The sequence below is a fragment of the Streptomyces sp. NPDC046866 genome (assembly GCF_040704625.1).
GTDB lineage: Bacteria > Actinomycetota > Actinomycetes > Streptomycetales > Streptomycetaceae > Streptomyces.
In genome coordinates, this window is the sequence record NZ_JBEYXN010000045.1 from 1 (window position 1) to 24,967 (window position 24,967).

Annotated in this window: 21 protein-coding genes and 3 pseudogenes; 10 read left to right on the forward strand and 14 right to left on the reverse strand. The window is 74.3% G+C overall.

Going from position 1 to position 24,967, the window contains the following annotated elements; genetic code table 11:
* Nucleotides 1–185 precede the first annotated feature (185 nt).
* From AB0953_RS34200 to AB0953_RS34215, 4 genes and pseudogenes are all read left to right on the forward strand, one after another.
* Nucleotides 186–326, forward strand: a pseudogene (locus AB0953_RS34200) (LuxR C-terminal-related transcriptional regulator); the annotation flags it as partial.
* 134 nt (nt 327–460) lie between these two features.
* A complete protein-coding gene (locus AB0953_RS34205; RefSeq protein ID WP_366863498.1) occupies nt 461–1,351 on the forward strand; it encodes a hypothetical protein in 891 nt (296 codons plus the stop codon).
* Nucleotides 1,352–1,514: 163 nt separating this feature from the next.
* Nucleotides 1,515–2,051, forward strand: coding sequence for an ECF RNA polymerase sigma factor SigK (gene sigK, locus AB0953_RS34210; protein ID WP_366863517.1), 537 nt, complete (start codon nt 1,515–1,517; stop codon nt 2,049–2,051).
* Complete coding sequence (locus AB0953_RS34215; protein ID WP_366863499.1) at nt 2,048–3,007, forward strand: anti-sigma factor; 960 nt, start codon at nt 2,048–2,050, stop codon at nt 3,005–3,007. Before sigK ends, AB0953_RS34215 begins: the two co-directional genes overlap by 4 nt.
* 18 nt (nt 3,008–3,025) lie before the next feature.
* Here the strand turns inward: AB0953_RS34215 and AB0953_RS34220 are convergent, their stop codons facing one another.
* Nucleotides 3,026–3,442: a VOC family protein gene (locus tag AB0953_RS34220; RefSeq protein WP_366863500.1), complete on the reverse strand. Its 417-nt coding sequence runs from the start codon at nt 3,440–3,442 to the stop codon at nt 3,026–3,028.
* Between the two features lie 10 nt (nt 3,443–3,452).
* A complete protein-coding gene (locus AB0953_RS34225) occupies nt 3,453–3,827 on the reverse strand; it encodes a helix-turn-helix transcriptional regulator (protein ID WP_366863518.1) in 375 nt (124 codons plus the stop codon).
* 232 nt (nt 3,828–4,059) lie between these two features.
* Here AB0953_RS34225 and AB0953_RS34230 point away from each other — a divergent pair.
* Both AB0953_RS34230 and AB0953_RS34235 read left to right on the forward strand, forming a co-directional pair.
* Nucleotides 4,060–4,239, forward strand: a pseudogene (locus AB0953_RS34230) (VOC family protein); the annotation flags it as partial.
* Nucleotides 4,240–4,273: 34 nt separating this feature from the next.
* Complete coding sequence (locus AB0953_RS34235; protein ID WP_366863501.1) at nt 4,274–6,661, forward strand: excinuclease ABC subunit UvrA; 2,388 nt, start codon at nt 4,274–4,276, stop codon at nt 6,659–6,661.
* Between the two features lie 811 nt (nt 6,662–7,472).
* Here the strand turns inward: AB0953_RS34235 and AB0953_RS34240 are convergent.
* Nucleotides 7,473–7,943 (reverse strand): pyridoxamine 5'-phosphate oxidase family protein, encoded by a 471-nt coding sequence (locus AB0953_RS34240; RefSeq protein ID WP_366863502.1) that lies wholly within the window; start codon nt 7,941–7,943, stop codon nt 7,473–7,475.
* 12 nt (nt 7,944–7,955) lie between these two features.
* Nucleotides 7,956–8,234, reverse strand: a complete 279-nt coding sequence (locus tag AB0953_RS34245; protein ID WP_366863503.1) for an SHOCT domain-containing protein — start codon at nt 8,232–8,234, stop codon at nt 7,956–7,958.
* 296 nt (nt 8,235–8,530) lie between these two features.
* Here AB0953_RS34245 and AB0953_RS34250 point away from each other — a divergent pair, with 296 nt between their 5' ends.
* Nucleotides 8,531–9,229, forward strand: coding sequence for a response regulator transcription factor (locus AB0953_RS34250; protein WP_366863504.1), 699 nt, complete (start codon nt 8,531–8,533; stop codon nt 9,227–9,229).
* 13 nt (nt 9,230–9,242) lie between these two features.
* On the opposite strand, the pseudogene AB0953_RS34255 reads toward AB0953_RS34250, so the two are convergent.
* From AB0953_RS34255 to AB0953_RS34265, 3 genes and pseudogenes are all read right to left on the reverse strand, one after another.
* Nucleotides 9,243–10,974 (reverse strand): annotated as a pseudogene (locus tag AB0953_RS34255) (GAF domain-containing protein).
* Nucleotides 10,975–11,090: 116 nt separating this feature from the next.
* Nucleotides 11,091–11,975, reverse strand: a complete 885-nt coding sequence (locus AB0953_RS34260; RefSeq protein WP_366863505.1) for a universal stress protein — start codon at nt 11,973–11,975, stop codon at nt 11,091–11,093.
* Nucleotides 11,972–12,880 (reverse strand): universal stress protein, encoded by a 909-nt coding sequence (locus AB0953_RS34265; RefSeq protein ID WP_366863506.1) that lies wholly within the window; start codon nt 12,878–12,880, stop codon nt 11,972–11,974. Before AB0953_RS34265 ends, AB0953_RS34260 begins: the two co-directional genes overlap by 4 nt.
* Nucleotides 12,881–13,238: 358 nt before the next feature.
* On the opposite strand from AB0953_RS34265, the gene AB0953_RS34270 reads away from it, so the two are divergent.
* A complete protein-coding gene (locus AB0953_RS34270; protein ID WP_366863507.1) occupies nt 13,239–14,222 on the forward strand; it encodes a nitroreductase family protein in 984 nt (327 codons plus the stop codon).
* A gap of 69 nt (nt 14,223–14,291) precedes the next feature.
* On the opposite strand, the gene AB0953_RS34275 is transcribed toward AB0953_RS34270, so the two are convergent.
* Genes AB0953_RS34275 through AB0953_RS34290 form a run of 4 tightly spaced genes read right to left on the reverse strand, consistent with a single transcriptional unit; the run spans nt 14,292 to nt 19,226 of the window.
* Nucleotides 14,292–16,691 (reverse strand): glycoside hydrolase family 65 protein, encoded by a 2,400-nt coding sequence (locus AB0953_RS34275; RefSeq protein WP_366863509.1) that lies wholly within the window; start codon nt 16,689–16,691, stop codon nt 14,292–14,294.
* Nucleotides 16,688–17,455 (reverse strand): HAD-IA family hydrolase, encoded by a 768-nt coding sequence (locus tag AB0953_RS34280; RefSeq protein WP_366863510.1) that lies wholly within the window; start codon nt 17,453–17,455, stop codon nt 16,688–16,690. The genes AB0953_RS34275 and AB0953_RS34280 overlap by 4 nt, the downstream gene beginning before the upstream one ends.
* Nucleotides 17,455–18,156 (reverse strand): pyridoxamine 5'-phosphate oxidase family protein, encoded by a 702-nt coding sequence (locus AB0953_RS34285; protein WP_366863511.1) that lies wholly within the window; start codon nt 18,154–18,156, stop codon nt 17,455–17,457. Before AB0953_RS34285 ends, AB0953_RS34280 begins: the two co-directional genes overlap by 1 nt.
* Nucleotides 18,150–19,226, reverse strand: coding sequence for a zinc-dependent alcohol dehydrogenase family protein (locus AB0953_RS34290; protein WP_366863512.1), 1,077 nt, complete (start codon nt 19,224–19,226; stop codon nt 18,150–18,152). Before AB0953_RS34290 ends, AB0953_RS34285 begins: the two co-directional genes overlap by 7 nt.
* A gap of 624 nt (nt 19,227–19,850) precedes the next feature.
* On the opposite strand from AB0953_RS34290, the gene AB0953_RS34295 reads away from it, so the two are divergent.
* Nucleotides 19,851–20,567, forward strand: a complete 717-nt coding sequence (locus tag AB0953_RS34295; protein WP_366863513.1) for a CBS domain-containing protein — start codon at nt 19,851–19,853, stop codon at nt 20,565–20,567.
* On the opposite strand, the gene AB0953_RS34300 is transcribed toward AB0953_RS34295, so the two are convergent.
* The 3 genes from AB0953_RS34300 to AB0953_RS34310 form a co-directional block, all read right to left on the reverse strand.
* Nucleotides 20,524–21,714: an acyl-CoA dehydrogenase family protein gene (locus AB0953_RS34300; protein WP_366863514.1), complete on the reverse strand. Its 1,191-nt coding sequence runs from the start codon at nt 21,712–21,714 to the stop codon at nt 20,524–20,526. The genes AB0953_RS34295 and AB0953_RS34300 overlap by 44 nt on opposite strands.
* 305 nt (nt 21,715–22,019) lie before the next feature.
* Nucleotides 22,020–22,859, reverse strand: a complete 840-nt coding sequence (locus AB0953_RS34305; RefSeq protein ID WP_366863515.1) for a class II fructose-bisphosphate aldolase — start codon at nt 22,857–22,859, stop codon at nt 22,020–22,022.
* A complete protein-coding gene (locus tag AB0953_RS34310) occupies nt 22,856–23,758 on the reverse strand; it encodes an SIS domain-containing protein (protein WP_366863516.1) in 903 nt (300 codons plus the stop codon). Before AB0953_RS34310 ends, AB0953_RS34305 begins: the two co-directional genes overlap by 4 nt.
* 167 nt (nt 23,759–23,925) lie before the next feature.
* Here AB0953_RS34310 and AB0953_RS34315 point away from each other — a divergent pair, with 167 nt between their 5' ends.
* On the forward strand, nt 23,926–24,705 hold the full coding sequence (locus AB0953_RS34315; protein ID WP_366863519.1) for a DeoR/GlpR family DNA-binding transcription regulator: 780 nt from the start codon (nt 23,926–23,928) through the stop codon (nt 24,703–24,705).
* Nucleotides 24,706–24,967: the final 262 nt, after the last annotated feature.

Consider the following 24,967-nt stretch of genomic DNA (forward strand, 5'->3'; position numbering starts at 1 on the left):
GCGGGGCGCTCGCGGCGGTGGGACGGGCGCGGGGGCCGATCGGCCCCGTCGCCGGTCCCTCCGGGCGGGAGGATGCGGAAGCGGTGCGCGCGTCCGGTGCGCCCGCCCGACCCAGGAGTACGAGATGACCGACAGCGGCGGACCCCTCCCGGCGGAGGAGCCCATCAGCGTCTTCCTCCTGGACTGTCAGCGAGGGCCTGACCAACCGGGAGATCGGCGAGCGGCTGTACCTCGCCGAGAAGACCGTGAAGAACATCGTCTCGCGCCTGTTCGCCAAGCTCGGCGTCGACCGCCGGGTGCAGGCTGCGGTGATCGCCAGCCACGCCCTGGTCCCCCGGCCTGTCGGCCGGGCCGTCCGCACCGCCCCTCGGCTACGAATCACTAGTGGCGCTCCGCGCAGCCGTCCCGACCGTGCGGACGGCGCCCGACGGCCGAGCCGAGGGATGTGGAGGTGCCGGTCATGGCGATGTCCGTCCGAGCACGCCGGCTGACGGTGACTGCCGCGGCCGCGGGGCTGCTGGCTGGAGGTGGCACGGTGAGCGGCATCGGCGCGGCCCAAGCCGCGGGCGCCGCGGCCACGGGCGCGGCTGCGTCCGCGACGACCCGTCTGCAAGACGACCCCGTGCGCTGTTGGTGGACGAACGGCCACTGGGAGAAGAAGTGGGTCAGGGGCCACTGGGAGAAGGTCTGGAAGCACGGCTGGTGGTCCACGGAGAAGCACTGGAAGCCGGGATTCCGCGACCACCACGGCACGTGGCACCCCGGCCACTGGGTCTGGGTGAAGGTCCACCACAACGGCAGGTGGGTCTGGATCCACGTCCCGGGCCACTGGAAGTGGGTGTGGGTGCACGGACACAAGGTCTGCAAGCCGTGGAAGGGGGACAGGGACAGGGACAAGACGTGGACCTGGACCTGGAACAAGCCGAGTGACCGCGACAAGACCTGGACGCCGAACAAGCCGAGCGACCAGGACAAGACCTGGACCCCGAAGAAGCCGACCGACCAGGACAAGACCTGGAACCGGACCACGGCCACCCAGGACAGGCCCGCGGACCAGGACAAGACCCTGATGCCGGGCACCACCCTGAACCCGGGCACCACCCTGGTGCCGGGCACCACCTTGAACCGGGACACCGCCCTGGTGCCGGGCACCACCCCCGACCAGGGCAGGACCCCGGACCAGGACACCCCCCTGCGGCCGGGCACGACCCCGAACCTGAACGTCCCCGCGGACCAGGACACGACCCTGGTTCCGAACCAGCCCCCGAACCCGAGCCAGGACAGCCCCGCGACCCAGGACATGTCCGTGGTCCAGGACCAGCCCGGGGCCCCGGTGACGGGCGGCTCGTGACGGCTCGGGCGCCACGGTGATGCGGGACGCTGCGATCGGTGCTGGCATGGGAAGGAGGTGTGGTCCACCGCTTCCGCCGTCGAGCGAAGGTGCCCAGAGCGTGTCTACTCGTCGCCCCAGTCATCCCCCTTCCCCGTCCGCAGACCCGTCGGTCCGCGCGGAGCTGGACGAGCAGCTGCTCCGGGTAGCCGCGGGGGACCGCGACGCCTTCACCCGCGTGTACGACGCAGTCAGCCGGCCCGTGGCCGGGCTGGTCACCGCCGTGGTCAGGGACGAGGCCCAGTCGGAGGAGGTGGTCCAGGAAGTGATGGTGGAGGTGTGGCGGACCGCCGGCCGGTTCCGACCGGAGCGGGGCAGTGCCATGACGTGGGTGCTGACGCTGGCGCACCGGCGCGCGGTGGACCGGGTCCGATCGGCCCGGGCCCAGGGCGAGCGGGAGCGGCGCAGCGCGCTGCGGGAGTGGGAGCGCCCCTTCGACGAGGTCGCCGAGGCGGTCGAGCAGCATCTCGAGCACGAGCAGGTGTGGCGGTGCCTGGGTGCGCTGTCGAAGGCACAGCGGGAGAGCGTGGTGCTCGCGTACTACGGGGGGCTGACCTACCGGGAGGTGGCGGCGGCCCTGGAGGAGCCGGTGGGGACCGTCAAGGCCCGGCTGCGGCAGGGGCTGCGGCTGCTGGGCGAATGTCTGGAGAACACGGGATGACGGGGAACGGGTGCCACGACGCGGCCGGGGCGTACGTCCTGGACGCGCTGCCGGACGCCGAGCGGCGCGGGTTCGAGGCGCACCTGGCCGAATGCCCGATGTGCTCCGGCGAGGTGGCCGGGCTGTCCGGGGTGGCGGCGCGGCTCGGGCAGGCCGTCGCGGCCGACCCGCCGGCGGGGGTACGAAGCCGGGTGCTCGCGGAGATCGCCACGACGGCGCAGGAACCGCAGGGGTCCGGGGAGCCGTACGAATCCCGGCAGCCGCACGAGGAGTCCGCGGCCCCGGCGGCGCCTCCTGCCCCTGCCGCCGTGGCGCCCCCCGCGGGCCCCTCCGCGCCCGCCAGGCCGCCCCCGGCCGGCCGGACCGTCCCCCAGGTCGCCGTGCCGGCCGCGCCGGTGGTCCGGGTCCGGCGCCGGCTCATGGTCGCCCTGGCGGCACTCGCGGCCGCGGTCGTCGCGCTCGGCGGCGTCGCCGCCTGGCAGCACCACGAGGCCGCCACCGCGCAGGCCTCCCTGCTGCTGGCGGACCGGCAGGCGGCGGGCGTGGCGGACGTGATGGCCGCCCCGGACGTGCAGATCAGCACGCAGCAGCTGCCCGGCGAGGGCATGGGCACGGTCGCCGTCTCGCGGGACCGGAACGCGGCCGCCCTGTTCGCCAGCGAACTGGCCCCGCTGCCCTCGGGCAAGGCGTACCAGGTCTGGTTCAGCGATGCCGGGCACTACCGGCCCGCGGGGCTGATCAGCGGCTCCGGCGACCAGCAGCTCCGGCTGCGCGGGCCGCTGGCGACGGCGACGGCGGTGTGCGTGACGGTGGAACCGGCGGGCGGGACCCGCAGGCCGACCACGCCGGTCATGGCCGTCATCGGCGTGCCGCCCCAGACCGGGGACGCCTCGGCGTCCTCCGATTCCTCGTACCCGGACGACGCCGACGAGGAAGAAGAAGACGTCTACCCCTGAGGGCCCTGCGGGCTGGGCTCACTTCGCGCGGGGCTGGGTGAAGCGCACCAGGTTCCCGGCGGGGTCGCGGAACGCGCAGTCGCGCACGCCGTACGGCTGGTCCATGGGCTCCTGGAGCACCTCCGCGCCCGCCGCGCTGATCCGCTCGAAGGTGGCGTCGCAGTCGGGCGTCCGGAAGATGACGCCGCGCAGCAGGCCCTTGGCCATCAGCTCGGCCATGGCCTGCCGGTCTGCGGGCGAGGCGTTCGGGTCGGCGAGGGGCGGCTCGAGCACGATGTCCACGTCCGGCTGGGCGGGCGACCCGACGGTCACCCAGCGCATGCCCTCGAAGCCGACGTCGCCGCGCACCTCCAGGCCCAGTACGTCGCGGTAGAAGGCGATCGCCTCGTCGTGGTCGTCGACGGCGATGAAGCATTGGGAGAGCGTGATGTCCATGGCGCTCACGCTAAGGCCGGGGCGCCGGACCCGCTTCTCCGTTCCTGACCGGTCGCGTGTGGATCTTGGCGATGCAGGCCGGGATCGCGGCGCCGTCCTCGTGGCTGCGCGCCCGGTAGGCGCTCGGGGTCTCGCCGACCAGCTCGGTGAAGCGGGAGCTGAACGAGCCCAGCGAGGTACAGCCCACCGCGAAGCACACCTCGGTCACGGTCAGGTCGCCGCGCCGCAGCAGCGCCTTGGCCCGCTCGATGCGGCGGGTCATCAGATAGCCGTACGGCGTCTCGCCGTAGGCCGCTCGGAAGCTGCGGGAGAAGTGGCCGGCCGACATCAGGGCCTCGCGCGCCAGGGTGGGGACGTCGAGCGGTTCGGCGTAGTCGCGGTCCATGCGGTCGCGGGCGCGCCGCAGCCGGACGAGGTCGTCGAGGTCCTGGCGTTTCACCCGGCCAGTCTCCCACGGCGCCCGCGGCGGCCCGCCCGGAGGACTGCCGGCCGGGCCGGCGGCCCCGGCCGGCACGGCCGCAGCGATCGATCAGGATCGGAGAAGCGCCGCGCGCCGGGCCGTACTTGGCGTGGCGGCCATGGACCCCGCCGAAACCACCGCCACCACCGCCACCACCCTGACCGACGACGAGCGCCGTACGATCGCCGGGATGACGGCCAAGGGGACCTGCGCCCGGCTCCGGTCCGGCGGGGCCGAACCCGTACGGGAGCCGACCGAGCAGCCGTACGGTGTCCGGGACTGCGCATTCCGCGATCCGGCGGGCGACCTGATCCGCTTCGACGAGCAGCGCCCGTGAGGCCGCCCGCCCGCCCCACCCGATCGGAGACACGATGAGCAAGGCCACGAGGACGGACACGCCGCCGCCCGGGCTGCCCGCGGCCGACAGCCACGACCTGATCCGCGTGCTCGGTGCGCGCGAGAACAACCTCAAGGACGTCAGCGTCGAGATCCCCAAGCGCCGCCTGACGGTGTTCACCGGTGTCTCCGGTTCGGGCAAGAGCTCCCTGGTGTTCGACACGATCGCCGCCGAGTCGCAGCGGCTGATCAACGAGACGTACAGCGCCTTCGTCCAGGGCTTCATGCCGACCCTGGCGCGGCCCGACGTCGACGTCCTGGAGGGGCTGACCACGGCGATCATCGTCGACCAGCAGCGGATGGGCGCCGACCCCCGTTCCACGGTCGGCACCGCCACCGACGCCAACGCGATGCTGCGCATCCTGTTCAGCCGGCTCGGGCAGCCGCACATCGGCCCGCCGAGCGCGTACGCCTTCAACGTCCCGTCGGTGCGGGCCAGCGGGGCGATCACCGTGGAGCGCGGGGCCAGGAAGGCGGTCAAGGCGACCTTCACCCGGACCGGCGGCATGTGCCCGCGCTGCGAGGGCCGCGGCACCGTCTCCGACATCGACCTGTCCCAGTTGTACGACGAGGCCAAGTCGCTCGACGAGGGTGCGCTGACGGTCCCCGGCTACAGCATGGACGGCTGGTACGGGCGCATCTTCCGCGGTTCGGGCTTCTTCGACCCGGCCAAGCCGATCCGCAAGTACAGCAAGCGGGAGTTGCACGACCTGCTCCACAAGGAGCCGACCAAGATCAAGGTCGACGGCATCAACCTGACGTACGAGGGCCTGATCCCGAAGATCCAGAAGTCGATCCTGTCCAAGGACATCGACGCGCTCCAGCCGCACGTGCGGGCCTTCGTGGAGCGCGCGACGACCTTCGCCACCTGCCCGGAGTGCGAGGGCACCCGGCTCGGCGAGGGGGCCCGGTCCTCGCGGATCGGGCAGATCAGCATCGCCGACGCCTGTGCGATGCAGATCAGCGACCTGGCCGCGTGGGTCCGCGGCCTCGACGAGCCCTCCGTGGCGCCGCTGCTCGCCAAGCTGGGACACACGCTCGAATCGTTCGTGGAGATCGGGCTGGGCTACCTCTCGCTGGACCGGCCCGCGGGCACGCTGTCGGGCGGCGAGGCGCAGCGGGTCAAGATGGTCCGCCACCTCGGCTCTGCGCTCACGGACGTCACCTACGTCTTCGACGAGCCCACGATCGGCCTGCACCCCCACGACATCCAGCGGATGAACGACCTGCTGCTGCGGCTGCGGGACAAGGGCAACACGGTGCTGGTCGTGGAGCACAAGCCGGAGACGATCGCGATCGCCGACCACGTCGTCGACCTCGGTCCCGGGGCGGGCACGGCCGGCGGGACCGTCTGCTTCGAGGGCACCGTGGAGGGGCTCCGGGCCGGGGGCACCCTCACCGGCCGCCACTTCGGCGACCGGGCGTCGCTGAAGAAGACGGTGCGCAAGCCCACCGGGGCGCTGGAGATCCGCGGCGCCACGACGCACAACCTCCAGGGCGTGGACGTCGACGTCCCGCTCGGGGTGCTGACGGTCGTCACCGGCGTCGCGGGCTCCGGCAAGAGCTCGCTGGTGCACGGCTCGGTCCCTGCGGGCGCGGGTGTGATCGCGGTCGACCAGGGCGCGATCCGCGGCTCGCGCCGGAGCAACCCGGCGACGTACACGGGGCTGCTCGATCCGATCCGCAAGGCGTTCGCGACGGCCAACGGGGTCAAGCCGGCCCTGTTCAGCGCCAACTCGGAGGGTGCGTGCCCCACCTGCAACGGCATCGGCGTGGTCTACACCGACCTGGCGATGATGGCGGGCGTCGCCAGCACCTGCGAGGAGTGCGAGGGCCGGCGCTACCAGGCGTCGGTGCTGGAGTACCGCCTCGGCGGACGGGACATCAGCGAGGTGCTGGCGATGCCGGTTGCCCAGGCCGAGGAGTTCTTCGGCGCCGGGGAGGCGCGCACGCCGGCCGCGCACCGGATCCTGGCGCGGCTGGCCGACGTGGGCCTCGGCTACCTCAGCCTCGGCCAGCCGCTGACCACGCTGTCGGGCGGCGAGCGGCAGCGGCTCAAGCTGGCCGCCCACATGGCGGAGAAGGGCGGGGTCTACGTCCTGGACGAGCCGACGGCGGGCCTCCACCTCGCCGACGTCGAGCACCTGCTCGGGCTGCTGGACCGGCTGGTCGACTCCGGCAAGTCGGTGATCGTCATCGAGCACCACCAGGCGGTCATGGCCCACGCCGACTGGATCATCGACCTGGGGCCGGGCGCCGGCCACGACGGCGGCCGGATCGTCTTCGAGGGCACTCCCGCCGACCTGGTCGCCGCCCGCTCCACCCTCACCGGCGAGCACCTGGCCGCGTACGTCGGCGCGTAGCGGAGCCGCCCGGTCCCGGACGCCGGAGGCCTGCCGTCAGGCGGGCAGCCGAGCAGCGGGACCGGGCTGCCCTCGTCCAGCCGGGCGGGGTCGCGGCGAGCGCGTCGCCCGCGGCGGCACCCTGCACGAAGGCCGCACCGTGCCCGCCGGCGACCCGCGCCCCGCCGCCGGCTCAGGCGACGGGGACCAGTCGCGTCCTGCCGGCAAGGGCCCGCACCCGACCCCGCACCGGCACCCGGGGCAGCGGAGCCAGGGCCCGGCCCGCCAGGCCGGCGAACAGCGGTCGAGCAGCATGTGGGCCGCGACGAGCGCCGCGTACGGGTTCCCCGGCAGCCCCACCACCCAGCGGTCGGGCCCCGCTTCGGCGAGCAGCATCAGATGTCCGGGACGGCAGGCGACGGTGTCGACCACCATCCGCGCCCCGGCGCCGACCCCTCCCCGGCAACCGGCGCAACCGGTCCGTGGCGCCGACGGACGTGGAGCCCGTGACCACCACGACGTCGACGTCCCGCATCGCAGGTCCTCGGCGGGCGTGAGCCCGGCGGCGGCACCGAGCGAGACGCTGCGGGCGGCCACCGGCCGGGGAGCGCCGTGGGCCCGCACCCGCGCGCGAGCCCAGGAGACGGCCGGCGACGGCGGCGCGGCGGCTGGAGCCGGCACGGCGCCGGGCGGGGTCGGATGCGTACGCGTGACCGCGACGGAAGGCATGCACCCGACTCTCACGCGGCAGCGTTTCGGGCCGCCTGCGGGAGCATTGCCGTGGTGCTCCGACCCGCTCACGCCCACCGCACCGCGGTGGTGAACCTGCCGCCTACGGGCCGCCGGCGCGCAGGCGGAAGCCCGTCACCAGGTCGGGCCGGATCCGGACGGCGCCCGATGCGGTGCCCTCGACCCACGGTCGCAGGAGCCGCGCGTAGCGCTCGATCTCGCCCGGGTCGGTGACGGCGGTGGCGTAGCCGGTGGCGACCACGCTCCAGCCGAGGTGTTCGTCCGGATCGATGTCGTCGGCTTCGTAGGCGACGACCACGGCCGCGCCTTCCTGCGCCGCGAGCAGGGCTGCCAGGGTCGAGCCGTCCTGGACCCGGATGATGATGTCGCCGGCGTCGATCAGGTGGTTGACCGGCCGTACGGCCGGCAGTGCGTGGCGGGTGAAGACGAGGCGGCCCAGTTCGACGGTGCCGAGCAGGTCCAGCGCCTCACCCGCGGCGAGCTCCTCCGCCCGCCGCCCCCGCGCGGCGGGGTACGGCGGACCGCCGGTCGTACCGGCCGCATGGCTCTTCATCACGGTGGCTGCTCACGGGGATGTGGTCCGGGGGGCGTGGCTGCGCAGGACCGCGAGCCGCCGCGCGTACTCCTCCTCGTCGATCTCGCCCCTGGCGTGGCGGTCGGCGAGGACTGTCTCGGCTCCTCGGGCGGCACCCGGTGCCGGGGGTGCCGGGGGAACAGCGGACGGGGGCTCGCCCCGCGCACCGGCCCGTGGGGAGGGGCGCAGCACGCAGACGGCCAGTGCGGCGATCAGGGCCACCAGGAGCAGCGTGGTGAGGGACATGGCGAACCATCCCCAGCCACTCATGGCGTGACCGTTCCGGTACATCGTGGGCTCCCGGGTCGGTGGAGCGGGCGGCCGGTGGACCGTCCACTGCCAGGGTCGACCGGCGCGACGGGGCCCGGCATGGGCCGGTCGGGCCCCGGATGGGTCCACTGGGCCCATCCGGGGCGGCGGGCCCGGCTGCCGGGACCGCACAGGGCGAAGCCGGGTCGTCGGCGCCTGCGGGCGGCCCCGGCGTGGCCGCAGGACGGGTGCGTTGCCCGCCCGCCTGAGACAATCCGGGTGGAAGTGCACCGTGCGGAACCAGCCCGGGGGCGGTCATGTCCGACGAGCCGAACGCCTCCGCCGAGGCTCCCATCAGGGTGTTCCTGCTGGACGACCACGAGGTCGTCCGGCGCGGCCTGCGCGACCTCCTCGACGGCGAGGCGGACATCACCGTCGTCGGCGAGGCGGGCACGGCCGAGCAGGCGCTGGCCCGCGGACCGGCGCTGCGCCCGGACGTCGCCGTGCTCGACGTGCGGCTTCCCGACGGCGACGGCATCACCGTCTGCCGGGAGCTCCGCTCGCGCATGCCGGGCCTGGCCTGCCTGATGCTGACCTCCTTCGACGACGAGGACGCCCTGCTGGACGCGATCATGGCGGGCGCCGCCGGCTACGTCCTGAAGCAGATCAGGGGCTCCGACCTGGTCTCGGCCGTCCGCACGGTCGCCACCGGGCAGTCCATGCTGGACCCGGCCACCACCGCGCGCCTGATGCACTCCCTGCGGGAGCCGGAGTCGGCCAAGGAGGCGGAGGACGCCCGACTGGCGGCGCTCTCGGAGCGCGAGCGGGCCGTCCTGGAGCTGATCGGCGAGGGGCTCACCAACCGGCAGATCGCCAAGCGGCTCTACCTCTCCGAGAAGACGGTGAAGAACCACATCTCGCGGCTGCTCGGCAAGCTCGGCGTCGAGCGGCGGGTGCAGGCCGCCGTGATCGCCGCCCAGGTACGCGAACACGGCACCGGGCCGACGAAGCCGTGAGCGGCGCGCCCGGTCACCGGGCCTGCGCCACCAGGGGCACCTGCCACTCCAGACGGGTGCCCCGCTCGCCCACGCCGCGCCGCGGCCTGCATCCGGCCGCCCAGCTTCTCCGCGCGTTCGGCGAGGTTCCGCAGCCCGCTGCGCCGGCCGCCCTCGGCCAACCCGGTGCCGTCGTCGGTCACCGTGACGGTCAGGAGCCCGTCGGCCGCGGTGACGGACACCTCGGCGCGGGTGGCCCGGGCGTGGCGGGCGATGTTGGTCAGGGCCTCTGCGAGGACGGCGAGCACCTCGTCGGCGACGGCCGGCGGTACGTCGGTGTCGATCAGCCCCTCCATGCGCAGCGCCGGGGCGAAGCCGAGGCCCTCGGCGGCCTCGTCCAGGGTCCGGACGGTGCGCGAGCGCAGCTTCGAGCCGGTCGCCGGGGCCTCGTGCTCGCGCAGCCCGAAGATGGTGGAGCGGATGATCTTGATGGTGGCGTCGAGGTCGTCGACGGCGCGGGCCAGTCGTTCGGACGCCTCGGGGTGGTCGACGAAGCGCTGGGCGCTCTGGAGGGTCATACCGGTGGCGAAGAGGCGCTGGATGGCCAGGTCGTGCAGGTCGCGGGCGATGCGGTCGTGGTCCTCCAGCATGCTCATCTGCTCGGCGTCACGGCGCCGGTCGGCCAGTTCGAGGGCGAGGGCCGCCTGGCCCGCGAAGCCGGGCAGTACCGCGACCTCCGCCGGGGCGAACACCGGTCGGCCGTGGCGCCGGGCCAGCATGAGGACGCCGCTCAGCCGCTCCTTGGTGCCGACGGTGACGGCGACGGCCGGACCGAAGCCCGCCCAGCGTTCGGGCTGCACGGTGACCCGTTCGTCGGACTGCACGTCCGTGACCGTGACGATGCCGTCCTGGGCCAGGGCGGCTTCGGCCAGCGTGCCCCGGGTGCTCGGGAGGGTGATCCCGCGGTGCGCGCCGGCGCCCTGCCCGAGGGCGAGGGAGCCGCGCAGCTCGCCGACCGGGCCGAGGAGGTAGAAGACGCCGATGTCGGCGCCGGTGATGTCCTTGGCGCGCTCCAGCATGCCTTCGAGGACCTCGTCCTCGGGGGTGCCGGAGAGGAGGGCGCTGGTGATGTCTGAACCGGCCTCCAGCCAGCGTTCGCGCAGCCGGACCTCCTCGTAGAGGCGGGCGTTCTCGATGGCGATGCCGGCGGCGACGGCGAGGGTGGAGAGGACCGCCTCGTCCTCGGCGTCGAAGTCGGCTCCGCCGCGCTTCTCGGTGAGGTAGAGGTTGCCGAAGACGTCCTCGCGGACCCGGATGGGGACGCCGAGGAAGGAGTGCATCGACGGGTGGTGCGCCGGGAAGCCGTACGAGGCAGGGTGCTCGGACAGCTCGGACAGGCGCAAGGGCTCCGGGTGGCGGATCAGCTCGCCGAGGATGCCGTGGCCGGAGGGCAGGTCACCGATCCGTGCACGGAGCTCGTCGCTGATGCCCACCGGCAGGAACTCCGCGAGCTTCTTGTCGTCGCCGATCACGCCGAGCGCCCCGTACTCCGCGTCCACGAGCACCACGGCGGCCTCGACGATGCCCCGGAGCACCTGGGGCAGGTCGAGTTCCCGGCCGACCGACATGACGGCTTCCAGGAGCCCGTTCAGCCGGTCGCGGGTGCCCCGGACCTCGTCGATCCGCACCTGGAGCTCGTCGAGCAGCTCGTCCAGCCGCAGCCGCGGCACGCCGCTGCGCTGGGCGGGCCGGACGTCCGCGCTCATGCCCCGCCTCCGGCCGACGGCATCGGTGAGAGGACCACGTGTCCACGGTAGTACCGGCCGTGGGCGGATTCCCGTTCACCGGGCGGCGGCCGGGGGTGGCGCACCGGCGCCGCGTCTCATCCGCTGGGGACGGCGGGGTCGCCGGGCACGGTGATGACCGGGCAGTGCGCCCGGTGCAGCAGTCCGTGGACCACCGACCCGAGCCGCATGCCGGTGTACCCGCCGCGGCCCCGACGCCCCACGACGACGGCGAGCGCGTGCTCGGCCGCCCGGGCCAGTTCCTCGACCGGGTGGCCGGTGACCACCTCGTGGGTGACGTGCACGTCGGGGTACTTGTCCGACAGGCCTGCGCTGGCTTCGGCGAGCAGGGCGCGTCGGGCCCGGAGGGCGACCTCCTCGTGCTCCGGCACGACCAGCGGCGGCTGCCGCACGCAGACGACCCTCAGGGCCGCGCCCCGCAGGTCGGCCTCGTCGAAGGCGAAGGCCAGCGCCTCCGCGGCGGAAGCACTGCCGTCGACGCCGGCCACGAGGTAGGGCGGCTCCTGGGTGACGTGCTCGGCGTCGCCCACGACGACGACCGGGCATCCTGCCCGGGCCGTCACGGGCACCACGGTCGAGCCGGCGCCGAAGAACTCCGCGGTGCGCCCCAGGTGCCGGGATCCGAGGACGACCATGCGTGCCCGGTCGGCCTCCGCGCCGAGGACGCGGGCGGGGAGCCCGCCCGGCAGGTCGGTGGTGACGGCCACCTCCGGGTGCCGGTCGCGGACCCAGCTCTGCGCCTCGGCCAGCCTGTCGGCTCCCGCCCGGCGCAGGGCCGTCTGCCGTGCGGTGTCCTCGGCGTGGTGGGGGTGGTGCTGCGGCGGCACCGCGACCAGCAGATGCAGCGGGAGCCGGCGCCGGTAAGCCTCGTCGGCCGCCCAGGCCAGGGGAAGGTGCCAGGCCCGGGCCGGGTCGATCCCCACGACGATGCCTCCGCGTGCGCCGCTCCGGGTGCCGGTCACGACCGGCTCCCGGAGCCGCTGCCGAACCGGGGGATGAGGAGGACGGGGCAGTGCGCGTGGTGCACCAGGCTGTGCGTGGCCCTGCCGAGCCCCGGGGCCGGACCCAGCGCGGTGGGCGCCCGGCGGCCGCCCATCACCAGCAGGTCGGCGTGGCGGGACGCCTCGACCAGGACGCCGGCCACGGACGTGCTCGTGTCCGTGTCCGCCTCGACGGCCAGGTCGGGGAACTCGTCGCAGATCACGCCCGTGACGGCCTTCAGGGCTTCGCCGTGCCCTCCGGCGATCTCGCCCACTCCGTCGAGCAGGGGGACCACGTCGCCGACGGACGTGAGCACGTTCCACACGTGCAGCAGCCTCAAGGACGCCTTGCGCAGCTCGGCCTCGCGGGCGGCGTAGCGGGCGCACACGAGGTCGTGCCCGTCACGGACGGCGCCGAGGACGGTGCCCCGCTCCTCCGCCGCGTCGATGCCGCGGACCACGACGACGGGGTTCTTGGCGATCGCCGCGGTGCCGAGTCCGACGGAGCCGAGCAGGAGCGAGTGGAAGCCGCCCAGGCCGCGGTTGCCCACCACGACCGTGCCGTGCAGACCGGCGGCCCGGTGCAGGCTGGTGACGGGGTCCGTGCGGCTGAACTCGGTGGTCACGAGCAGACCGGGGTACTCGGCGCCCACGGCCTTCGCCGTCTCGTCCAGGACCTCCCGGCCCGCGATGCGGACCCTCTCGACGGTCTCCGCCGACAGGTACAGGGCCCGGCCGTCGGTGTCGGCGGCGAAGACGACGTGCAGCGGGCGGCCACGGTGCACGGCTTCGGCGGCAGCCCACAGGGCGGCGCCGCGCGCCGACTCCGAGCCGTCCACGCCCACGACGACCGAGCTGGTGTCCGGGGTACGGATGGTGCCTTCCACGGTTACTCCCCACAGAGAGCCGGAGGGGGACACCACCCACACTGGCACCGGTGCGGGCACGGCAGGAGGGCCGCCCGGCACCCCTGCCGGGACCAAAGGTCCCCTCCTTCGGCCGCTCGGCGTGCCCCGGCCCGGAGCGGGTGGCCCTTCCGGTCCCCGAACCGGGGCCGATCGGCCCCGGTTCGGACCGCTCGGCCCTATCCCCGGCGGGGGCCGGGGGCCGAGCCTGGAGGCGGCGAACCACCCGACAGGCCAGGAGGAACGCCGACCGTGTGAGCCGCACCCAGGTACTCCACGAGCCACCTCTCCGGTCGCCGTCGTGGCGCACGGCTGAGGGAACACAGACAGGACCAGTCCCGTGACCGCACCACACCTCGACGCCGAAACCGCCGCCCTCCTCGTCGGCGACGCCGTCACCGCCCCCTCGATGCACAACGCCCAGCCGTGGAAGTTCGTCTTCCGTCCGGCCGCCGGGGCCATCGACCTGCACGGGGACCCGGAGCGGGCCATGGCCCGGTCCGACCCCGAGCACCGTGCCCTCCACCTCGGTTGTGCCGCGGCCCTGTTCAACCTGCGGGTGTCCGCGGCCCGGAAGGGCCTGCGGCCCCGGGTGCAGCTGCTGCCCGACGCCTCCGAGCCATGGCTGCTGGCCGCGGTGGCCTTCGACGCCCCCGAGGACGAGGACGAGGAGGGCCGCGGCCTGGCCGCCCTGTACGACGCGCTCCGGCGCCGGCACACCAGCCGCCACCCGTTCAGCGAGGAGCCGGTGCCCGAGGCGCTGTTGGACGGGCTCCGGGCCGCGGCCCGTCTCGAAGGGTGCCGTCTGGCCGTTCCGGACAGCTGGCACCTGGAGACCGTGCTCGAGCTCGTACGCGACGCAGAGCACCAGGAGGACATGGATCCCCTCGTCCGGGCGGAGACAGCCGCATGGACCACCGACGAGACGCGCCGCGACGGCATTCCCGCAGCGGCGTTCGGCCCGCGCAGCTCCGGCGGAACGGCACCCGTACGCGACTTCGGCCGGGCACACCCGACACCGGAGCGCGACCGGGCGGTGTTCGAGAAGCACCCGCAGCTGGCTCTGCTGGGCACGCCGGGCGACGGCCGGGCCGACTGGCTGCGCGCCGGCCAGGCACTGGAGCGCGTCCTCCTCCAGGCCACCGCCGACGGCCTGGCCACCTCGATGACGTCCCAGCCCCTGGAATGGCCGCAGCTGCGCTGGACGGTCCGCGACCCGCTCGCCTCCATGGGCCAGGTCCAGATGGTCCTCCGCCTCGGCTACGGCCCCTCCGGAGAGCCCACGCCCCGACGCCCGGTGTCGGAGATCCTGGACATCCGATGACCCGCACTCCCGAAGACCCGGACGCCGCCCGGCCCTCGTCGTTCATCGTTCTCATCGTTCCGGCGTCGTTCATCGTTCCGGCAGGCGGAACCACCGTTCCTGGCCTGCGGCGATCCGTTCCCGGCGGCGGTCGGGGAGGACCAGCGGCACGGGGCCGTGCAGCGACGGCGGGATGCGGATGCCCAGGCGGCCGGGCCGGAACCGGATCCGGACGTCCCCGTGCCCGAGGTAGGACAGCGAGAACGTGGAACCGGGGATGTCCGTGAGCGGCACCGGATCGATGTGCAGGCCGTCGGCGGCGGGGTCGAGGCCGACGATGCCGCGTTCGACGAGGTCGAGGGTGCCGGCCATGGCACCGAGGTGGATCCCCTCGCCCGTGGTGCCGCCCTGGATGTCGGTGATGTCGCCGAGCAGGGCCTCCTGGCAGAACCGCCAGGCGTCCTCGCCCTGCTCACGGGCGAGGACCCAGCCGTGGACGAGGCTGCTCAGCGTGGATCCGTGGCAGGTCCGCCGCAGGTAGTACGCCACCGTCCGCGCCCAGAGCCCGTCGTCGAGGGCGTAGCCGAGCCGGGTGAACAGCCGGGCGAGCTCCGGCGGACGGAAGAGGTAGCCCAGCATGAGGGTGTCGGCCTGCTTGGACGCCTGGTAGCGGTTGGGGGTGTCGCCTTCGGCCTCCAGGATGCGGTCCAGGCGGCGGATGTCGTGGTAGCGGGCCCGGTACTTCTCCCAGTCGAGTTCGGCGAGCTCGCCGTAGCCGTGGAACTGGCTGATCACGCCGCGGTGGAACGGGACGTACATGCGGTGCGACAGGTCCTCCCAGTGGTGCAGTTCGTCGGCCTCGCAGCCGAGTTGTGCGAGGAGCTCGGCGCGTCGGGCGGCCGGGAGTTCCGCGTGGAGGTCGAGGGCGCGGGCGAGGACCCAGGCAGCGGTGACGTTGGTGTAGGCGTTGTCGTCGATGCCCGGGGTGGCGGCGTCGGGATAGGCGTCGTGGTACTCGTCCGGACCGAGGACGCCGCGGATGCGGTAGCGGCCGAGGCCGGCGTCCCAGGTCGCGGAGCCGGCCCAGAAGTGGGCGATGTGGAAGAGGAGTTCGGCGCCGCAGCCGTGCAGGAAACCGGTGTCGCCGGAGGCGAGGCCGTACTGCCACACGTTCCAGGCGATGGCCGAGCCCACGTGGTGCTGGAGGTGGGAGTGGTCGGGCACCCAGCGGCCCGAGCGCGGGTTGAGGTGCAGCCGCTGGCTCTCCTCGTCGCCGGAACTCCCGCTCTGCCAGGGGAACATCGCCCCCTTGGCCCCGCTCCGGCGCGCTGCCTCCCGCGCTGCGGGCAGCCTCCGGTGGCGGTACATCAGCAGGGCGCGGGCGGTCTGCGGGAAGTGGAGGGCGAGGTAGGGCAGGACGAACAGCTCGTCCCAGAAGACGTGGCCCCGGTAAGCCTCCCCGTGCAGACCGCGCGCCGGGACGCCGACATCCAGCTCGGCGGTGTGGGGCGAGAGGGTCTGCAGGACGTGGAAGGCGTGCAGGCGCAGGATCCGACCGGTCTCGCCCGGTGCCCGCAACCCTCCTTCGCTCCAGAGCCGTTGCCAGGCCGCCCCGTGGGACGCCAGCAGGGCCGGAAAGCCCGGGGCGCGGTCCGCGGACTCGATGCTGCGCCGTACCGGATCGGTGAGGGGACGGTCGAGGGAGGCGAACAGGGCGGCGGTCTTCACGACCACGACCGGATGCCCGCGCCTGATCGGCAGGACGGACGTCTGGGTGGCGGTGGTGGCCGTGCACGTCCTGTCGACGGCGGCGAGGGGCCGCGCCCAGGTCCGGACCGCGAGCCCGATCCGTATCCGGGAGGCGGACGTGGTGCAGGCCAGCCAGGCGGTGCCCGCTGCCTCCACCCCGGCCCGGATGTCGGTGAGGTGCCGCCCGGCCAGGGCCCGGTAGCGGTCGACGCCGGCGTTGGCGACGTCGCCGTCGAGGACGGATTCGACCTCGATCCGGCCGGTCCAGCCGTACGCGCGGAATTCGGTGCGCTGCGCGGCCAGGTGCGGGTCGGCCATGTGGACGAGGCGGGTGTGCGTGACGCCCAGGCGGCGGCCTTCGGCGTCGTGGAACAGCATGCGGCGGGTGAGCGTTCCGGCGTGCAGGTCGAGCGAGACGCGGTAGTGGCGCAGGCTCGGGTGGTCCGGGCCGAGCCGGTCGCCGGGCGGTGCGCCGTCCGGCAGGCACCGGTACCGCAGGGCGGTCCAGTCCGGCAGCCGGACCATGTCCTCGTTGGAGACCGCACGACCGGCGACGGCGGAGGTGAGGCGGTCGTAGCAGCCGGCGAGGTAGGTGGCCGGGTAGTGGACGTCGTCGGCGACGGCTTCGGGAGCCGATCCGCGGGTGGCGAAGCGGCCGTTGCCGAGGGTGCACAGGGACTCGACCAGTCGCTCGGTCTTGGGGTCGTAGCGCGGGTACTCCCAGAGCCAGGCCGTGTTCACGGCCGGCCGCCTTCGAGAGCGGCGGGCAGCGCGGCGAGGTCGGGCAGGACGAGATGGGCGCCGCGTGCGTGCAGGGCGGCCGCCGTACGCCGGTCGCCGTCGCGGTCGATGCCGACGACCAGGCGGAAGCGGCCTCGGCGTCCGGCCTCGACGCCGACGAGCGCGTCCTCCACCACGGCGGCGCGCTCGGGGCCCGTACCGAGCCGGTCGGCGGCTTCGAGGAAGAGCGCGGGGGCCGGCTTGCCCGGGAGGGTCAGGGCGTCGGCGTCCCGGCCGTCGACGACGGCGTCGAGGAAGCGCACGAGGCCGGCGGACTCCAGGAGGGAGCGGGCGTGCCGCGAGGCCGAGACGGCCGCGCACGCGATCCCCATCTCCCGCAGGCGCTGGAGCGCGGGCCGGACGTCGGCGAAGACCACCACGCCTTCGCTGCGCACCATCTCGGAGAAGATCTGCTCCTTGCGGGCGGCCACCGCCTGGACGGTGCCGCACCCCGGCGGGTCCCCGGGGGCCCCGGGCGGGAGGTGGATGCGGCGTGCCGCGAGGAACGCCCGTACGCCGTCGGTCCGGGACCGGCCGTCCACCAGGTCCCGGTACTCGCGTACGGCATCGAACGGACGCGGCCGCTCAGCAGGGGCGTTCCACCGGGAGAGGCAGCCGTCGAAGGTCTCCTTCCAGGCCGCCGCGTGGCGGGCCGCCGTGGCCAGGAGGACGCCGTCGGTGTCGAGGACGACCGCGTCCACGGCGACCGCGTCCACGGCGCACATCAGCCGTGCACCACGCGACGGCCGGTGATGCGCTCGGGAGTGAGCTTCATCCAGTGGGCGCGGGCGCCGCCGGCCCAGGGTTGGGAACGGGCCACGGCCAGCAGGTGCCGGCGTTCGTCCGCGTCGGTCACGGCCTCGAGCTCGCCCACCGCCAGCACGCTCCAGCCGTCCGCGGTCACGTCGTCGATGTGGTCGATCTCGAACGCGACCTCGGTCCCGGCCGCCCGGGCGGCGGCGGTCTCTCCGGCGGTCCGGAAGGCGATGGAGGGGCCCGCCACCACGTAGTTGACGGGCACGACGGCCGGGCCTTCGGGGCCGAAGACCGCGATGCGGCCCACACCGTGGGTGCCCAGCAGCCGCCTGCACTCGGCCTCGTCCAGCCGGACGAGCGCGGTGTCGCGCCGGGCGGTGGCCCGCCCGGGGACCTGCTCGGCGCTCGCGCCGGTCAGGTCGTCGACGGTGACGCCGAGCACGTCGGCGACGCGGACCAGGGTGCCGATGGACGGCGAGGCCGAGCGCTCCTCGAGGTAGGCGATGTAGTTGCCGTCCGCTCCGCACTGCCGGCCCAGTTCCTCGCGGCTCAGGCCGAGGGCTTCGCGGCGCGCCGCCAGGCGGCGGCCCAGGTCGGTGCGCCCGGCCGTCCTGCCGGTGGGCGGGGGCGGGGGCGGGGTGTGCGGGGTGCTCTTCACGGCGATCACCACTCCTCGGAGGGTACGGCGAGCGTGTCGTGCTGCGGCCCGCCGAGCACGACCTTGAGCGCACCGGTGTCGCCGGCGCGGGCGAAGACGTCGTACGCCTCCTCCATCCGGTCCAGCTCGAAGCGGTGCGTGACCAGCGCCGCCCCCGGCAGCCGCCCGGCGGCCATCATCCGCAGCAGCATGGGCGTCGAGTGGGTGTCGACGAGGCCGGTGGTGAGGGTGACGTCCTTGATCCAGAGGTCTTCGAGGTGCAGTACGGCGGGCTTGCCGTGGACGCCGATGTTGGCGACGCGGCCGCCGGGACGGACCATGCGGGTGCACAGCTCGAACGCCTCGGGCAGGCCGACGGCCTCGATGACCACGTCCGCGCCGAGCCCGTCGGTCAGGTCCTCCACCAGCTTCTCCGGCTCCTCCTTCGCACCGACGGTGGCATCGGCGCCGAACTCGCGGGCAGCCGCAAGCCGCGCGGTGGCCAGATCGATGACGATGATCCGGTACGGGCTGTAGAGCTGCGCGGTGGCGATGGCGGCCAGGCCGATCGGGCCGGCGCCGACCACGACGACCGTGTCCCCCGGGCGGACCCCGCCGTTGAGGACGCCCACCTCGTACGAGGTCGGGAAGATGTCCGCCAGCAGCACCGCCTCGTGGCTCGCCAGTGCGTGGGGCAGCGGGTGGACGGAGAGGTCGGCGAAGGGGACCCGGACGTACTCGGCCTGGGTGCCGTCGATGAGGTGCCCCAGGACCCAGCCGCCGCCCCCGCGGCACTGTCCGTAGCGCGCCTCGCGGCAGAACCGGCAGCGGCCGCAGGCCGAGATGCACGAGACCAGGACCCGGTCGCCGGGGCGTACGGAGCGTACGTCGCCGCCGGTCTCCACGACCGTGCCGACGGCCTCGTGGCCCAGGATCCGGCCCGGCGCCACTTCGGGGACATCGCCCTTGACGATGTGCAGGTCGGTGCCGCAGATGGTGACGGCGTCGACCCGTACGACGGCGTCGGCGGCGTCCTTGACCGAAGGATCCGGAACTTCCTGCCAGGAGGTCTGCCCGGGCCCGTGGAAGACGAGTGCCTTCATGGCGCGGCCTTCTCTCTGTGTGCTGGGAAGGGTGTCACCGCCAGGCTGTGCCTGCCTCCCTCCGCCCCGCTTGGGCCGGTCGGCCCCTTGCCCGGGACCGGTCGGGCCCCTCTCGGTGGGCTTACCCGGGGGTGTGCGGACGGTCACCGGCAGCACGTCCCCGTCGAGAGCGGCCCGCCCGGCTGCTGGCCGACTGCGGGCTCTTCCAGGGTGTCGCGGACCGGCCCCGCCGCAACCGGGCCGGGCTTCGCCGCGACGCCGCCGACCTCCGCGCCGCCGCCGTCTCCCACCGCGGATTCGCCCGCGCCGGATCCGCCCGCCCCGGATTCGCCCGCCCCCGCCCGGACCCGCTGCGGCCGCCTGCCGCGCCCGGCACCGGTGCCGGGCCCGGCCCCGGCCCCGGCCCCGGCCCCGGCCCTGGTCCTGGTCCTGGTCCTGGTCCGCCGAGTGGGCCGGATGGCCCCCGCGGTGTGCACCGCGCGGCCCTCCCCCCGGCCGTGACCGCCGGAGCAGGGTGGGGGCAGTGGATCGAGGCAGGCCGGATTCGCCCCGCACCCGGCTCCCCGACCCGTTCGCCCCTGCGGCAGCGGAACCCCGCTGCCCTGCGCACGCCGAGGACCCGCCATGAACTCCGTCTCCGAAGCCACCCCGTACACCGTCGCCGACGTCATGACCACCCAGGTCATCGCCGTCACCCCCACCACCGGCTTCAAGGACATCGCCGCCGCCATGGAGCGCTGGAAGGTGACCGCCCTCCCCGTCATCGAGGGAGAGGGCCGCGTCGTCGGCGTCGTCTCCGAGGCCGACCTCCTGCCCAAGGAGGAGTTCCACGCACACCGCCCCGGCCTGATCGAGCAGATGCGCCGCCTCGGCGACACCGCCAAGGCCGGCTCCACCCGCGCCGAGGACCTCATGACCGCCCCCGCGGTCACGATCCGCCCCGACGCGACCCTCCCCCGGGCCGCCCGCCTCATGGCCGACCGGCACATCAAGCGCCTCCCGGTCGTCGACGCCGACGGGACCCTCAAGGGCATCGTCAGCCGCGCGGACCTCCTGAAGGTCTTCCTGCGCAGCGACGAGGAGCTGACGGCCGAGATCCGCCGGAGCGTCGTCGAGCGCCTCTTCCCCCTCTCCCACGAGGCGGTCGAGGTCACCGTCTCCCACGGCATCGCCACCCTGACCGGCCGGGTGAAGGACCACACGCTGATCCCGATGGCGGAGCACCTGACCCACTCCGTGGAAGGCGTCGTCGACGTCCACTGCCGCCTCCGCGCCGAGGACGGGGCCGCTCGGGAGGTCAGCGGCGGACGCGGGGCATGCCGAGGCCGATCCACGAGATGATCTCGCGCTGGATCTCGTTGTTCCCGCCGCCGAAGGTGAAGATGACGGCGCTGCGGTAGCCGCGTTCGAGCTCGCCGTGGAGGACGGCGCCGGCGGAGCCGTCCTTCAGGGGGCCCGCCGCCGCGACGACCTCCATCAGCCAGGCGTACGCGTCCCGCCGCGCCTCGGAGCCGTACACCTTCACGGCGGAGGCGTCCTGCGGGGTGAGGGTGCCGTCCTCGACGGCACCCACCATCTGCCAGTTGAGCAGCTTCATCGCGTCCAGCCGGGCGTGCGTGCGGGCGAGGCGGCCGCGGACCCATCCCAGGTCGATGACGCGCCGGCCGTCGGCGAGCTTGGTCCCGGCCGCCCAGCGCTGGACGTCGTGCAGCGCCCGGATGGCCATGGTGCCGTGGGCGGCGAGGGTGACGCGCTCGTGGTTGAGCTGGTTGGTGATCAGCCGCCAGCCCTTGTTCTCCTGCCCGACGCGGCGGGCGGCGGGGACGCGGATGTTCTCGTAATGGCTGGCCGTGGTGTCGTGGGAGGCCAGGGTGTTGATCAGGGTGCACGAGTAGCCGGGGTCGGAGGTCGGGACCAGGAGCATCGTGATGCCCTTGTGCGCGGGGGCTTCGGGGTCGGTGCGGACGGCGAGCCACACCCAGTCGGCGGTGTCGCCGTTGGTGGTCCAGATCTTCTGCCCGTTGACGACGTACGTGCCGGTCTCCTCGTCGCCCTCGCGCACGGCCTTGCATTTGAGCGCGGCGAGGTCGGTGCCGGCGTCGGGCTCGCTGTAGCCGATGGCGAAGTCGATCTGCCCGGAGAGGATCCTGGGCAGGAAGTACGCCTTCTGCTCGTCGGTGCCGAACTGCATCAGGGTGGGCCCGACGGTGTTCAGCGCCATCAGCGGCAGCGGTACGACGGCCTGCGCGGCCTCGTCGAAGAAGATGAACTGGTCCATCGCCGACATGCCGCGCCCGCCGTACTCCTCGGGCCAGCCGACCCCGAGCCAGCCGTCGGCACCGAGCCGGCGGATGGTCTCCCGGTAGAAGCGCTTCTGTGCGGCGGGGTCCTCGTACCGGGCGTGGACGTCCTGCGGTACCAGCTCGGCGAAGTAGGCGCGCAGCTCGGCGCGCAACTGCCGCTGCTCGGGCGTGTATTCGAGGTGCACGGCCCCTCCGGGGTCTCGCGGCGGATCGAGGATCGGGGATCGGGGATCGTGGATCGCTCCGGCGGAGGGCACAGTAGAACGTGTTACAGCAATGCGGAAGGGTGTGGGACCCGGCTGGGTTTCCGATCACGGACATGCGCGATCCGGCGGAGGGGCCCGAGAGCACACCCCCGCCGAGCCGGAGGCCCTGACGGGCTTCGGCCGGGCCCTGCTCGACGCGCTGGACGCCTGACGGGGCGGGCCGGCCCCCGCCGCGGCGGGCCCGGGGCGCCCGCGCGCCATCCCCTCAGCGCGTCAGGGCCGCCTCAGCGCGTCAGGGCCGCGATCATCGCCGCGGCCGTCGCCGCCATCGCCGTGCGGGCCGCCGTCAGGTACGGGCGCGGGTCCGCCGGGGTGAGGTGCGTGCGGATGGCCTCGGTCATGGCCAGGTTCAGCGCCGTACCGATGTTGACCTTGCGGATGCCGCCCGCCACCGCGGCCGCGAGCTCCGCGTCCGGCAGCCCCGAGGAGCCGTGCAGCACCAGCGGCACGTCCACCGCCTTGGCCAGCCGGGCCAGCAGGGCGTGGTCCAGGGACGCCGTACGGCTGGTCATGGCATGGCTGCTGCCGATCGCGACGGCGAGCGCGTCGACCCCGGCGTCGGCGACGAACCGGCGCGCCTCGTCCGGGTCCGTACGGGCCCCCGGCGCGTGCGGATCCAGAGGCGCGGCGCCGTTCTTGCCGCCCACCTCGCCCAACTCCGCTTCGATCCACAGCCCGTTGGCGTGCGCCCAGTCGGCCGCCGAGCGGGTGGCTTCCAGGTTCTCCGCGTACGGGAGCTGCGCGGCGTCGTACATCACGGAGCCGAACCCGGCGTCCACGGCCTGCCGGAGCAGCTCGGGGGTCTTCACGTGGTCCAGGTGGAGGCCGACCGGGACGGCCGCGGCCTCGGCGCAGGCGGCGGCCGCCCGCGAGATGGGCAGCAGCGCGCCGTCGCGGAACTTCACCGCGTTCTCGCTGAGTTGCAGGATGACCGGCAGGCCGGCCCGCTCCGCGCCGGCGACGACGGCCTCGGCGTGCTCCAGGGTGATGATGTTGAACGCGGCGACGGCCCGCCCCTCCGCGGCCGCCTCCCGTACGAGCGCTCCGGCGGACGCGAGCGTCATCGGACCGCCTCCTCGCCCGCGGCGAGGATCACCGAGCGGGTGAGGTTGCGGGGCCGGTCGGGGTCCAGCTCCTGGTGGGCGGCGACGGCGACGGCCAGGCGGTGCACCCGTACCAGCTCGGCGAGCGGGTCGAGCCGGCCGGCCACCCACTGCCCGCCGGCGGCCCGCACCTGCTCGGCGAGGCCCTCGGGGGCCTCCCCCAGGCTCCAGGTGACGGTGCCCGGCCCGGTGATGCTGATGGGGCCGTGCCGGTACTCCATCGCCGGGTACGACTCGGCCCAGGACAGCGAGGCCTCGCGCATCTTCAGGGCGGCCTCGTGCGCGAGCCCGACGCTCCAGCCGCGGCCGAGGAAGGTGAACTGGCCACTGGCGACGGCCGGTTCGGGCAGCGGCTCCGCCAGGGCGGTCCGGGCGTCGGCGACGGCGGCCGCGGTGTGCCGCCCGACGTGGGCGCGCAGCAGGGTGAGGGCGGTGGTGGCGAAGCGGGTCTGCACGACGGACTGCTCGTCGGCGAAGTCGAGGACGACCAGTTCGCCGGCCAGCGCGATCACCGGCGTCGCCGGATCCCCGACGACGGCGGTCGTCGGCACGCCCGCGTCCCGCAGCCCGGCCAGCAGGTCCAGTACCTCGGTGGTCGTGCCGGAGCGGGTCAGGGCGACGACGCGGTCGTAGCGGCGGTGCAGGGGGAACTCGGACGCGGGGAACGCATCCGTCTCGCCCTGGCCGGCCTCCTCGCGCAGGGCCGCGGCCGCCTGGGCCATGTAGTACGAGGTCCCGCATCCGACGATCGCCGTGCGCTCCCCCGGCCGCGGCAGCACCGCCCGCTGCGCCGGGGCCAGTTCGGCGGCCCGCTCCCAGCACTCCGGTTGTGTGCCCAACTCGTACGCGACGTGGCTCATGGCGGCTCCCTAGCCAGGATGGTGCGCTTTTCTGCAAGTTAGCGGGTGCTTTCGCGCAACTTCAAGCATTTCGGGGCGGAGCGTCTCGGCTAGTGTCGGAGCACGGCGACGGGAAGAGAACGCCGAGGAACGGACGACCGAATGAGGGGGCGAGGGCCGTGGGGGCCATGACCCGCAAGGAGCGCTGGCAGACACTGCTGGACCTGCTGGTGGAGCGGGGCGAGCTGGAGGTCGAGCCGGCGGCGGAGGCCCTCGGCGTGTCCGCCGCCACCGTGCGCCGCGACCTCGACCAGCTGGCTCAGCAGCAGCTGCTGGTCCGCACCCGGGGCGGGGCGGTCGTGCACGGGGTGTCGTACGAACTCCCGCTGCGCTACCGCACGTCACGGCGGGCCGCCGAGAAACACCGCATCAGCGAGGCGGTGGCGGCCCTCGTGGCGCCGGGCGAGGTGATCGGCCTGACCGGCGGCACCACCACCACGGAGGTGGCCCGGGCCTTGGCGGGCCGCCCCGACCTGGCGACGGGCTCGCCGGCGCTGACGGTGGTGACCAACGCCCTCAACATCGCGGGCGAGCTCGTCATCAGGCCGCAGTTCAAGATCGTGCTGACGGGCGGGGTGGCCCGCGCCCAGTCGTACGAGCTGACCGGCCCGCTGGCCCAGCAGGTACTGGGGCAGCTCACGGTGGACACCGCGATCGTCGGCGTCGACGCCTTCGACCCGGCCGACGGCGCCGCCACCCGCCATGAGGACGAGGCCGCGATGAACCGCCTCCTGTGTGACCGCGCTCGGCGCGTGGTCATCGCGGCCGACTCCACCAAACTCGGCGCCCGCGCCTTCGCCCGCATCTGCCCGACGGAATCGGTCCACACCCTGGTCACGGACACGGGCCTGCCCCCGGCGGTGGCAGCCAAGTTCGAGGCAGTGGGGGTGGGGGTGGTTCGGGTGTAGGGGTGGGGGTGGGGGTGGTCCGGGTGTAGGGGGCGGAGTGAGTTGGGCGGCAGCGGTGGTCGACGGGGTGCACGGTTACGGGGTCGTGGGGCGGGCCGGGGGCTTGGATGACGGGTCACGGTCGACCGGCGTCGGAGGACGTCCGGGGGCGTCCCGGCCGCCCATTGTCCTTTCGGGTCGTGTCGGCCCGTCAAGGGCGCTCCCTTCGGTCGCGTCGCTTCGCGATGTCGCTACGCTCCACCCTTGACAGGCCGACACGACC